Below are 11,740 nucleotides of genomic sequence, written 5' to 3' on the forward strand. Positions count from 1 at the left end.
TGACCAATAAAAGTTATCAGAGAGGAGGAGACTTCATGGCACAAAATGAGCTATTAGATGGCCCATCTATGGCAAGAGCAGTAACACGCATCGCCCATGAAATTATTGAGCGTAATAAAGGGATTGATGAATGTATACTAGTTGGCATTAAAACGCGAGGCGCTTTTCTTGCAAAACGACTTGCAGAGAGAATTGAAAAAATTGAAGGTAAACCGATTCGTACAGGGGAGCTGGATATCACCTTATATCGAGATGATTTATCAACAAAGCATGATAACGAACAGGCACATGTTGAACAAGTTGATATTGATTATCTTGTTGTCAATCAAAAGATTATTCTTGTGGATGATGTTTTATATACAGGGCGTACAGTACGCGCGGCACTAGACGCTATCATGGATTTAGGGCGACCTGCTCAAATTCAACTTGCTGTCCTTGTTGATAGAGGTCATAGAGAGCTACCGATTAGAGCCGATTATGTGGGTAAAAATGTTCCAACATCTGGATCAGAGCGCATTATCGTGAATTTACAAGAAGTAGACGGAGAAGATTACGTCATTCTTTATAAAGAAGACTAACTACAAAGTGAGGAAACACCATGTCAAATGCAGTATTAGATATTAAGGACAAACCAACAGGGCTTCAACTAGTGACCTTAAGTTTCCAACATATGTTTGCTATGTTTGGTTCAACTATTTTAGTGCCTCAGTTGGTTGGACTTAGCCCAGCAATTGCCCTTCTAACAAGTGGGATTGCTACACTGTTCTTCTTATTAATAACGAAATTCCAGGTGCCTGCCTATTTAGGATCATCCTTTGCCTTCATTGCACCGATTATTATTGCCACAAAAGCAGGCGGTGTTGGTAGTGCAATGATAGGCGCAATGGCAGTCGGGATTACATATGGTATAGTGTCCCTTATCATTTGGAAAAGCGGCTATAAATGGATTATGAAAATATTACCGCCGATTGTGGTAGGTCCAGTAATAATGGTTATTGGTCTAGGATTATCTGGCACTGCAGTTAATATGGCGATGAATGTAGATGGAGAGTACAGCTTCTTACATTTCTCAGCTGCTCTAGTAACATTATTTACAGCGATTATTTTCACGATTTTCTTTAAAGGTATATTAAGTACAATGCCGATCTTAATTGGCTTAATTGTAGGATATGTTTATTCAATGATTATCGGCATTGTTGATTATTCACCAATCGCCCAAGCAACTTTCTTTGCAAGTCCTGATTTTTTAATACCAGGTGTTCATTATGATTTCGAAATTACAACAACGCTACTTCTAACAATGGTACCAATCGTTATCGTAACCATTTCAGAACATATTGGTCACCAGTTGGTTTTAGGTAAAGTTGTAAATCGAGATTACATTAAAGAACCAGGCTTACACCGTTCACTGTTAGGCGATGGACTTGGTACATTCATCAGTGCATTAATTGGTGGTCCACCGAAAACAACTTATGGTGAAAATATTGGTGTTCTTGCTATCACTCGTGTTTACAGTGTGTATGTCATTGCAGGTGCAGCAGTTGTTGCCATTTTACTTTCATTTTTCGGGCAAGCAATGGCAGTAATTGCGACGATTCCAACAGCAGTACTTGGAGGCGTATCTATCCTGCTCTTCGGTATTATTGCAGCAAGTGGATTACGTATGCTAGTTGATAATCATATTGACTTTGGCAATAGTCGAAATTTAGTGATTGCCTCTGTTATTCTAGTCATCGGTATTGGTGGCGCGAAGTTTGTGATTTCAGAATCTCTAAGTATAGAGGGTATGGCATTAGCAGCCATTATCGGTGTTGTATTAAACGCAATCCTACCTGGTAAAAAAGAAGCAGAAAAACCAATACCATACAATCAAGAAACAAATTCATAGTAGTACCTTTTAATGAATTGTCCAGAGAGGCAAAAAAAGGGAAGTTGTGGACATACCAAAGCAGGAGTCGATGCCTGCTGTAGTTTGTCACGCCTCCTTATGCCTCGTTGATGACATCAGCGGGGCTTTTTTATCTTCATTCATCCCACCTTCAAGGTGATGATGAATGAGCCAAGGCAAAATTGATTTAGAGAACGTCATACATAGGCGTTCATGATACACAACCTAATGGAGGTCACATGATGAAGAACTTATTATCGATGGAACATTTAGCAACTGAAGAAATTAACCACATCCTAGATTGTGCACAAGCTTTTGAAAAGGGTGAAGCATCATCGTTATCTCGCACATACAACATTGCAAACTTATTTTTTGAGCCAAGTACCCGAACAAAAACAAGCTTTGAAATGGCTGAGCGCAAAATTGGCTGTACAGTTATCCCATTTGATGCTGGTTTTTCGAGTGTTACAAAAGGGGAAACAATGTACGATACGGTAAAAACATTAGAAATGATTGGATTGGATGCAGTGGTCATTCGTGCAGCTGAAGATGAATACTACAATGAGCTTCTGGAAGGTATTAATGTAGCCATCATTAACGCAGGAGATGGAGCAGGGCAGCATCCATCCCAATCATTACTTGACCTTTACACAATTAAAAAAGAGTTTGGTTCATTTGAAGGGTTAAATGTTACAATCGCTGGAGATATATCCCATAGTCGTGTAGCAAAATCAAATGCAACAGCATTACAACGCCTAGGGGCAAATGTGCATTTCCTTTGTCCAGAAGAGTGGGCAGGTGATTTCAAGGCTCATCATTCATGGGATGATTTAATCGAAATAAGTGATGTCATTATGCTACTTCGTGTACAGCATGAGCGTCATAAAGTAAATAAAAGCTTCTCGAAGGAAAGCTATCATCAAGAATATGGTTTAACAATTGAACGAGAGAAACAAATGAAGGATACAGCGATTATCATGCATCCAGCACCTGTTAACCGTGATGTAGAAATTGCTTCTGAGCTAGTAGAGTGTGAACGCTCTCGAATTTTTGAGCAAGTCCGAAATGGTGTCTATACAAGGATGGCTATAGTGGAAACGATTTTAAAGGGGAGAGAATAACATGACAAAGATTCTTCAAAATGTACAAATGTTAAATGAACAAGGTGAACTGCATACTGTTAATATCGCCATGGCTGAAGGGAAAATCACAGCAATCGGACAAGATGTAACTATTGAAGATGCTGAAATAATTGAAGGAAATGGTTTTGTTGTTGCACCAGGCTTTGTCGATGTCCACACGCATTTACGCGAGCCAGGCTTTGAGCATAAGGAAACAATCGCAACAGGCTCAGCATCAGCAGCAAAGGGCGGCTTTACGACAATTTGTGCAATGCCTAATACAAAACCAGTACCAGATTCAGTAGAAAATATGCAATTAATTAATGGGCTGATTAAGGAAAGTGCCGTTATTCGAGTACTTCCATATGGCTCGCTCACAAAGGATATCTCTGGTGAGGTTCGCACAAATATTGAGGAATTAAAAGCACATGGAGCAGTTGCATTCTCTGATGATGGTGTAGGTATTCAGCTTGCTTCAACAATGTATGAACAGATGAAGGATGCTGCTCAGCACGATATGGTTGTGGTGGCACACTGTGAAGATAATTCATTAATTTATGATGGTGTTATGCATGAAGGGAAACGAAATATAGAGCTTGGTCTTCCAGGCATTCCGTCCATATGTGAATCTGTACAAATTGCGCGAGATGTTTTACTAGCAGAAGCAGCTGGTGCACGTTATCATGTTTGCCACGTATCAACTAAGGAATCTGTCCGTGCTGTACGAGATGCTAAAGCAGCAGGCATTCGTGTAACTGCTGAAGTTTGCCCACATCATTTATTACTTGAAGAAATGGATATTCCATCAGATGACGCAAACTGGAAGATGAATCCACCATTACGTGGTGCAGATGATAAAGATTCACTTCATGCAGCACTGCTTGATGGCACAATCGATTGTATCGCAACAGATCATGCGCCACATACAGTGGAAGAAAAATGCTGCGGCATGGTAGGTGCACCGTTTGGCATTGTAGGCTTTGAAACAGCATTTCCTCTGCTATATACACAATTTGTAGAAACAGGGAAATGGACGTTAAAACAGTTGATTGACTGGATGACTGTAAAGGCAGCTCAAATTTTTGATTTGCCATATGGCACATTAGAAGTTGGTTCTTCGGCAGATATGATTTTAATTGATTTAAATAAAGAGCAAACAATTGATGCAGAAGGCTTTGTATCAAAAGGACGTAACACACCATTCAATGGCTGGGCTGCAAAGGGTTGGCCAATCCTAACAATTTTTGAAGGCAATATCGTATACCAGGAGGCAGAGTAATGAAAAAACGTTTACTTATTTTAGAAGATGGCACAGTATTTACAGGTACAGCGTTCGGTAGTGAGAGAGCTTCACAAGGTGAGGTAGTTTTCACAACAGGTATGACAGGTTATCAGGAAACCATTTCAGATCCTTCATTCTACGGACAAATCGTAACATTAACATATCCTTTAATTGGTAATTACGGTATCAACCGTGATGATTTTGAATCAATTACACCTGCTATTCGTGGGTTTGTTGTTCGTGAATTAGCCAAAACACCTTCAAATTTCCGCTGTGATTTAACAGTAGATGATTATTTAACATCAAAGGATATCCCAGGCATCGAGGGTATTGATACACGAAAATTAACACGTATTATTCGTAGTAAAGGTTCAGTGAAGGCTATTTTAACAGCTGCTGATGAGGAAGTGAATGTAGATGAAATCGTAGCAAAATTACAAGCAACACCAGCGATTACACACCATGTTAGAGAAGTATCACCAAAGGCAGCTTATCCGTCACCGGGACGTGGTAAACGTGTTGTATTAATTGATTTTGGTATGAAGCATGGTATTCTTCGTGAATTAAACAAACGTGATTGTGATGTGTTAGTTGTACCTTATAACACATCAGCAGAGGAAATTTTAGCATGGCATCCAGATGGAATTATGCTATCAAACGGTCCAGGTAATCCGGAAGATGTGCAGGAAGGTATTGAAACAGTTCGCAATTTAATTGGTAAAGTGCCAATGTTCGGTATTTGCTTAGGTCATCAAATCTTCTCACTTGCTTGTGGTGCTCGAAGCTTTAAATTACCTTTTGGACACCGTGGAGGAAACCATCCAGTAAAAGATTTACGCACAGGTCGTACAGATATAACATCTCAAAACCACGGTTACGCAATCGACATTGAATCATTAAAAGAGACAGATTTAGAATTAACACATATCGCATTAAATGATAGTACTTGTGAAGGTGTACGCCACAAGAAGTATCCAATTTTCACAGTGCAGTATCATCCAGAAGCATCACCAGGTCCAGAAGATTCAAACCACTTATTTGATGAGTTTATCGAAATGATGGAAGTAGAAGCAGGGAAGGGGAAACAACATGCCTAAACGTACAGATATTGAAACTATTTTAGTAATCGGATCAGGTCCAATCGTTATCGGACAAGCAGCAGAATTTGACTATGCGGGAACACAAGCTTGTCTATCTTTAAAAGAGGAAGGCTATCGCGTTATTTTAATCAACTCAAACCCTGCAACAATCATGACAGATACAGAAATTGCCGACAAGGTTTATATTGAGCCGATCACACTTGAGTTTGTTTCACGTATTTTGCGCAAAGAGCGTCCAGATGCTATCCTGCCAACACTTGGTGGACAAACTGGCTTAAATATGGCGATTGAATTAGATAAATCAGGAATTTTAGATGAGCTTAGTATTGAGATTCTTGGGACAAAATTAGAAGCCATCCATAAAGCAGAAGATCGTGATTTATTCCGTAATTTAATGTATGAGCTGGGTGCTCCAGTGCCTGAATCAGATATTATTCATAACTTAGATGAAGCGAAAAACTTTGTTGTAAGGATTGGTTATCCAGTTATCGTTCGCCCTGCGTTTACGCTAGGTGGGACAGGTGGTGGTATTTGCTACAATGATCAAGATTTAGAAGAAATCGTGACATCTGGGCTAAAATACTCTCCAGTTACACAATGTTTACTAGAAAAATCAATCGCTGGCTATAAAGAGATTGAATATGAAGTAATGCGTGATGCGGCTGACAATGCCATTGTAGTATGTAACATGGAAAACGTTGACCCAGTAGGTATTCATACAGGGGATTCTATCGTAGTAGCACCGACACAAACGCTGTCAGATCGTGAAAATCAAATGCTACGTAATATTTCCCTAGATATTATCCGTGCACTAAAAATTGAAGGTGGCTGTAATGTTCAATTAGCTCTTGATCCATATAGCTTTAATTACTATGTAATCGAGGTTAACCCTCGTGTATCACGTTCATCAGCGTTAGCATCAAAAGCAACTGGCTACCCAATTGCCAAACTAGCAGCGAAAATTGCAGTTGGCTTAACATTAGATGAAATTAAAAACCCTGTAACAGGTTCTACGTATGCTTGCTTCGAGCCAGCACTAGATTATATCGTGGCAAAAATTCCACGCTGGCCATTCGATAAATTCGAATCAGCAAAACGTAATCTTGGTACACAAATGAAAGCAACTGGTGAAGTTATGGCACTAGGTCGTACATTTGAAGAAGCGATGCTTAAAGCGGTTCGTTCACTTGAAACAGGTCAAGTGCACTTAGAGTTAAAGCATGCCGAGGAAAACTCCGATTCTTGGATTGAAAAACGTATCCGCAAAGCGGGAGACGAACGTCTATTCTTCATCGGTGAAGCATTACGTCGCGGCGTGACGATTGAGCAAATTCATGAGTGGTCTGAAATTGACTTATTCTTCTTAAATAAATTCAAAAATATTGTAGATATGGAGCAAACACTCGCTGACAATAAAAATGATAAGGACGTATTACGTACAGCAAAACGTCTAGGCTTTGCAGATAAGAAAATTGCAGAGCTTTGGGGAACAACACCTGAGGAAGTATATGCATATCGTAAAGAACATGGCATTATCCCAGTTTATAAAATGGTTGATACATGTGCAGCGGAGTTTGAATCTGAAACACCTTACTTCTATGGCACATATGAGGAAGAAAACGAATCTATTAAATCAGACAAGCCATCTGTTGTTGTCCTTGGGTCAGGTCCAATCCGTATTGGTCAAGGGGTAGAATTTGACTATGCGACAGTACACTCAGTATGGGCAATTCAGGAAGCAGGCTATGAGGCAATTATTATTAACTCTAATCCAGAAACTGTATCCACGGACTTCTCGATTTCAGATAAATTATACTTCGAGCCATTAACAATCGAAGACGTGATGCACATTATTGACCTAGAACAACCAATTGGCGTAGTTGTGCAGTTTGGTGGACAAACAGCCATTAATCTTGCGGATAAATTAGCGGCAAATGGTGTGAAAATCTTAGGTACATCACTTGAAGATATTGACCGTGCAGAAAATAGAGATAAATTCGAGCAAGCATTACATGAAATAGATATTCCACAGCCACAAGGTGAAACAGCCATCTCAACTGAGGAAGCACTTGCTATTGGTGGACGACTTGGCTTCCCAGTGTTAGTTCGCCCTTCATATGTATTAGGTGGACGTGCAATGGAAATCGTCTACAACGAAGAAGAGCTACAACACTATATGGAAAATGCTGTTGAAGCATCTCCAGACCATCCAGTATTAGTTGACCGTTATTTAACAGGTCAAGAAATTGAAGTTGATGCAATTTGTGACGGTGAAAATGTATTAATCCCAGGTATTATGGAGCATATTGAGCGTGCAGGTGTTCACTCTGGTGACTCTATCTCAGTATACCCACCACAAAAATTAACACAGGCACAAAAGGATACATTAGTGGACTATACAACTCGACTTGCAAAAGGTCTTGGCATCATAGGCTTAATGAACATTCAGTATGTTATTTCACAAGGAGAAGTATTTGTGATAGAGGTGAACCCACGTTCTTCTCGTACAGTACCATTCTTAAGTAAAATTACTAATATCCCTATGGCTAATATTGCAACAAAAGCAATCCTAGGTAAGTCAATTATTGAACAAGGTTATCCAACAGGCTTAGCAACTGAGCAAAAAGGTGTATTTGTAAAAGTGCCAGTATTCTCCTTTGCTAAATTACGTCGTGTCGACATTACATTAGGACCTGAAATGAAATCAACAGGTGAAGTAATGGGGAAAGATGCAACATTAGAAAAAGCCCTTTACAAAGGCTTAGTTGCAGCAGGAATGGAAATTCGCACAGAAGGTACAGTATTATTTACTGTATCTGATAAAGATAAAGAGGAAGCGATTGCCCTTGCAAAACGTTTCTCAACAGTAGGCTATCGTATTGTGGCTACAGAAGGTACTGCTAAAGCATTTGAAGCAGCAGGTGTCCGCACAGATATCGTAGGAAAAATCGGTGCAAAAGGCCAAACATTAATCGATCTAATTCAAAACGGTGAAGCACAGCTTGTAGTGAATACACTTACGAAAGGCAAGCAACCAGCTCGTGATGGTTTCCGAATCCGTCGTGAATCAGTTGAAAACGGTGTCCCATGTTTAACATCATTAGATACAGCAGAAGCAATGCTACGTGTTATTGAATCAATGACATTTACAGCAGAACAAATGCCAAAAGCGGAGGTAGTACACTAATATGATACGTCAAGAGAAAATGACGGTCGTCTCTCAAAAGCAAATAGCGACAAACATTTTCGAATTGACACTTCATGGTGAACTGGTTCAGGATATGACTCCTGGCCAGTTTGTCCATGTAAAGGTGTCAGATTCATTGGAGCCGCTTTTACGTCGACCAATCAGTATTGCAAATATAGATAAAGATAACAACGAATTTACAATGATTTATCGAGCAGAAGGTCGTGGAACAAAGGTTTTAGCGACGAATCGTGAAGGTCAGCTTGTAAATGTATTAGGACCAATCGGTAACGGATTTCCTGTGGATGCAGTAAAAGAGGGTGGGACAGCTCTTTTAGTTGGTGGAGGAATCGGTGTCCCACCATTACATGAGCTTTCTAAGCAATTAAACGCGCGTGGTGTAAAAACAATTCATGTGTTAGGCTTCCAAACAGAGGATGTGTGCTTTTATGAGGAAGAATTCAGCGCACTTGGTGAAACACATTATGTAACGGTCGATGGCTCTAAGGGAACAAAGGGCTTTGTCACGAATGTATTAGAGTCACGAGCACCTGAGTTTGATGTCTTTTATTCCTGTGGTCCGCTACCAATGTTAAAAGCACTTGAAGGCTTTTACCCTGATAAAGAGGGCTATCTATCATTTGAAGAGCGTATGGGCTGCGGTATCGGTGCTTGCTTTGCATGTGTATGTAAAACGACAGACCAAGTAGCAAAAGACTATGTTAAAGTATGCTCTGATGGTCCAGTTTTCCCGAAAGGTACGGTGGCATTATGAGTAGTCGATTAACAATACAATTACCAGGTTTAGATTTGAAAAATCCAATAATGCCAGCATCAGGCTGCTTTGGATTTGGTCGAGAATATGCCCAGCTATACGATTTATCGAAGCTTGGCGCTATAATGATTAAAGCAACAACTGTAGAAACACGACTAGGTAATCCTACTCCTCGCGTAGCAGAAACAGCAGCAGGGATGTTAAATGCTATAGGTCTACAAAACCCTGGCATTGACAAAGTCATGAATGAAGAATTAAAGTTTCTAGAGAGCTATGATGTGCCAGTCATTGCAAATGTAGCTGGTACAGAGACAGCAGATTATGTAGAGGTTGCACGACGTATTTCCACTGGGGCCAATGTAAAAGCATTAGAGCTTAATATTTCCTGTCCTAACGTAAAATGCGGTGGCATTCAATTTGGCACTGATCCCACAACAGCACGTGAGCTGGTGAAAGCTGTTAAAGCTGTGTCTGAGGTGCCTGTTTATGTAAAATTATCCCCTAATGTAACAAGTATTGTAGACATTGCCCAAGCTGTTGAAGCGGGTGGTGCAGACGGTATTACTATGATTAATACTTTAATTGGAATGCGTCTGGATGAACGTACTGGTAAGCCGGTAATTGCCAATGGTACAGGTGGTTTATCCGGACCTGCTGTAAAGCCAGTTGCGATTCGTATGGTCTATGAGGTATATAAGGCTGTCAATATTCCGATTATTGGAATGGGTGGTGTAACAGAGGCACAAGACGTTATTGACTTTATGTCGGCTGGTGCATCTGCAGTTGCTGTGGGGACAGCAAACTTTGTCGATCATTTCGTATGTCCAACTATTATTGATGAATTACCAGCAAAGCTTGACAAATTAGGTGTTGAGCATATTTCAGAGATTATCGGAAGGAGCCATCGTTGATGAATACCCAGCCTATACTAGCACTAGATTTTCCCGGAGAAAAAGAAGTATTGGATTTTCTAAAACAGTTCAATGAGTCTCTTTTCGTGAAAATTGGCATGGAATTATATATGCAGGAAGGACCAGACATTGTTCGTAAAGTAAAGGATTTAGGCCATGATATTTTCCTTGATTTAAAATTACATGATATCCCGAATACAGTTGGCTCTGCCATGAAAGGCCTAGCAAAATTAGGTGTAGATTTAGTCAATGTCCATGCGGCAGGCGGACGTCCAATGATGGAGGCAGCACTAGAAGGGCTAGAAGCAGGAACACCTACAGGAAAAGATCGTCCATCATTAATTGCAGTCACACAATTAACATCAACAACTGAGGAACAAATGCAAGCGGAGCAAAGAATTACTCTATCTTTACAGGAGTCTGTCTTGCACTATGCAAGTCTCACAAAACAAGCTGGTTTACAAGGTGTCGTTTGCTCAGTTCACGAGGCTAAAGCGATAGCTGAGGCATGTGGAGATAGTTTTCTTCGCGTGACGCCAGGTATTCGTTTAGCGGGAGGCAACGCACACGATCAAAAGCGCATTGCCACACCAGACGGAGCAAAACGTGATGGCTCTTCATTAATTGTCGTGGGACGTGCCATAACAGGTGCACAAGATCCAGTAGCAGCATATAAAATTGTAAGTGAATTATGGGAGGCATAACTATGACATTACAAAATGAAATCGCACACGCAATGTTAAAAGTAGGAGCAGTGGAGCTAAATCCAACAGATCTATTTACATGGGCATCAGGCATTCAATCGCCAATTTACTGCGATACACGTCTAACAATCTCAGATCCTGTTATTCGTAAACAATTAGCAAACGGCTTAGCATCACTCATCAAAGAAAACTTTGGTGCAACAGAAATCGTTGCAGGTACAGCAACAGCAGGTATTCCCCATGCTGCTTGGGTAAGTGATATTCTAGATTTACCAATGGTTTATGTACGTTCTAAAGCAAAGGAGCATGGACGTGGCAATCAAATCGAAGGAAAATACGCAGCGGGTCAGAAAGTAGTGGTAGTAGAAGATATTGTTTCTACAGGTGGTTCATCTATTACAGCGGTAGAAGCTTTGCGAGCAGCAGGCTGTGAGGTGTTGGGTGTTGTTTGTGTCTACACTTACAATCTACCACGTGCTGAACAAGCATTCGATCAAGCTGGTATTCAATATGTATCATTAACAAACTTTGATTATTTAATAGAAGCAGCTAATGAATCAGGTGCTATTCAAGAAGAGGATATCCCATTCCTTAAGGAGTGGCATGAAAAATTAAAGGCTGGAGCTCTTTAATCTAAAAACCTAATTAGAAATTCTCAAAAACGGCTATCGATATTTTTATCGATAGTCGTTTCATGTGTGTGCCCGGCATGCGCAACAACTAGGTGGTGAAAGTCCACTACAGACTTGGCAGTAGGAACTGTTAGCGAAAG

At 40.3% G+C, this 11,740-nt stretch carries 10 protein-coding genes; all 10 read left to right on the top strand.

Annotation, left to right across the window (positions count from 1 at the left end; all coding sequences use genetic code 11):
- Window positions 1–35: 35 nt before the first annotated feature.
- The 10 genes from pyrR (at window position 36) to pyrE (ending at window position 11,600) form a co-directional block, all read left to right on the top strand.
- The gene (gene pyrR / locus AC3WOM_RS13545) at window positions 36–578 is read left to right on the top strand and encodes a bifunctional pyr operon transcriptional regulator/uracil phosphoribosyltransferase PyrR (RefSeq protein ID WP_492447254.1); all 543 of its coding nucleotides are present in this window, start codon (window positions 36–38) and stop codon (window positions 576–578) included.
- A 20-nt stretch (window positions 579–598) separates the two neighbouring features.
- Window positions 599–1,888: a uracil-xanthine permease family protein gene (locus AC3WOM_RS13550; RefSeq protein WP_427540724.1), complete on the top strand. Its 1,290-nt coding sequence runs from the start codon at window positions 599–601 to the stop codon at window positions 1,886–1,888.
- 242 nt (window positions 1,889–2,130) lie between these two features.
- Window positions 2,131–3,009: an aspartate carbamoyltransferase catalytic subunit gene (locus tag AC3WOM_RS13555; RefSeq protein ID WP_492447255.1), complete on the top strand. Its 879-nt coding sequence runs from the start codon at window positions 2,131–2,133 to the stop codon at window positions 3,007–3,009.
- 1 nt (window position 3,010) lies between these two features.
- Window positions 3,011–4,288, top strand: coding sequence for a dihydroorotase (gene pyrC / locus AC3WOM_RS13560; protein WP_492447256.1), 1,278 nt, complete (start codon window positions 3,011–3,013; stop codon window positions 4,286–4,288).
- Window positions 4,288–5,388, top strand: a complete 1,101-nt coding sequence (locus AC3WOM_RS13565; RefSeq protein WP_492447257.1) for a carbamoyl phosphate synthase small subunit — start codon at window positions 4,288–4,290, stop codon at window positions 5,386–5,388. Before pyrC ends, AC3WOM_RS13565 begins: the two co-directional genes overlap by 1 nt.
- Entirely contained in the window at window positions 5,381–8,578 is a 3,198-nt protein-coding gene (gene carB / locus AC3WOM_RS13570) for a carbamoyl-phosphate synthase large subunit (RefSeq protein WP_492447258.1), read from the top strand. The genes AC3WOM_RS13565 and carB overlap by 8 nt, the downstream gene beginning before the upstream one ends.
- A 1-nt stretch (window position 8,579) precedes the next feature.
- Window positions 8,580–9,353 (top strand): dihydroorotate dehydrogenase electron transfer subunit, encoded by a 774-nt coding sequence (locus AC3WOM_RS13575; RefSeq protein WP_427540709.1) that lies wholly within the window; start codon window positions 8,580–8,582, stop codon window positions 9,351–9,353.
- Window positions 9,350–10,264 (top strand): dihydroorotate dehydrogenase, encoded by a 915-nt coding sequence (locus tag AC3WOM_RS13580; protein ID WP_492447259.1) that lies wholly within the window; start codon window positions 9,350–9,352, stop codon window positions 10,262–10,264. The genes AC3WOM_RS13575 and AC3WOM_RS13580 overlap by 4 nt, the downstream gene beginning before the upstream one ends.
- Window positions 10,264–10,968, top strand: coding sequence for an orotidine-5'-phosphate decarboxylase (gene pyrF / locus AC3WOM_RS13585; RefSeq protein WP_492447260.1), 705 nt, complete (start codon window positions 10,264–10,266; stop codon window positions 10,966–10,968). Before AC3WOM_RS13580 ends, pyrF begins: the two co-directional genes overlap by 1 nt.
- A 2-nt stretch (window positions 10,969–10,970) precedes the next feature.
- A complete protein-coding gene (pyrE, locus tag AC3WOM_RS13590; RefSeq protein WP_427540701.1) occupies window positions 10,971–11,600 on the top strand; it encodes an orotate phosphoribosyltransferase in 630 nt (209 codons plus the stop codon).
- Window positions 11,601–11,740 lie beyond the last annotated feature (140 nt).

The sequence above is a fragment of the Lysinibacillus sp. FW301-JW8 genome (assembly GCF_058788755.1).

What these genes read in the sequence shown, in the direction of transcription:
- pyrC (WP_492447256.1), top strand. Translation starts at nt 3,011, where the DNA reads ATGACAAAGATTCTTCAAAATGTACAAATGTTAAATGAACAAGGTGAA.
- AC3WOM_RS13555 (WP_492447255.1), top strand. Translation starts at nt 2,131, where the DNA reads ATGAAGAACTTATTATCGATGGAACATTTAGCAACTGAAGAAATTAAC.
- AC3WOM_RS13575 (WP_427540709.1), top strand. Translation starts at nt 8,580, where the DNA reads ATGATACGTCAAGAGAAAATGACGGTCGTCTCTCAAAAGCAAATAGCG.
- carB (WP_492447258.1), top strand. Translation starts at nt 5,381, where the DNA reads ATGCCTAAACGTACAGATATTGAAACTATTTTAGTAATCGGATCAGGT.
- AC3WOM_RS13565 (WP_492447257.1), top strand. Translation starts at nt 4,288, where the DNA reads ATGAAAAAACGTTTACTTATTTTAGAAGATGGCACAGTATTTACAGGT.
- pyrR (WP_492447254.1), top strand. Translation starts at nt 36, where the DNA reads ATGGCACAAAATGAGCTATTAGATGGCCCATCTATGGCAAGAGCAGTA.
- pyrF (WP_492447260.1), top strand. Translation starts at nt 10,264, where the DNA reads ATGAATACCCAGCCTATACTAGCACTAGATTTTCCCGGAGAAAAAGAA.
- AC3WOM_RS13550 (WP_427540724.1), top strand. Translation starts at nt 599, where the DNA reads ATGTCAAATGCAGTATTAGATATTAAGGACAAACCAACAGGGCTTCAA.
- AC3WOM_RS13580 (WP_492447259.1), top strand. Translation starts at nt 9,350, where the DNA reads ATGAGTAGTCGATTAACAATACAATTACCAGGTTTAGATTTGAAAAAT.
- pyrE (WP_427540701.1), top strand. Translation starts at nt 10,971, where the DNA reads ATGACATTACAAAATGAAATCGCACACGCAATGTTAAAAGTAGGAGCA.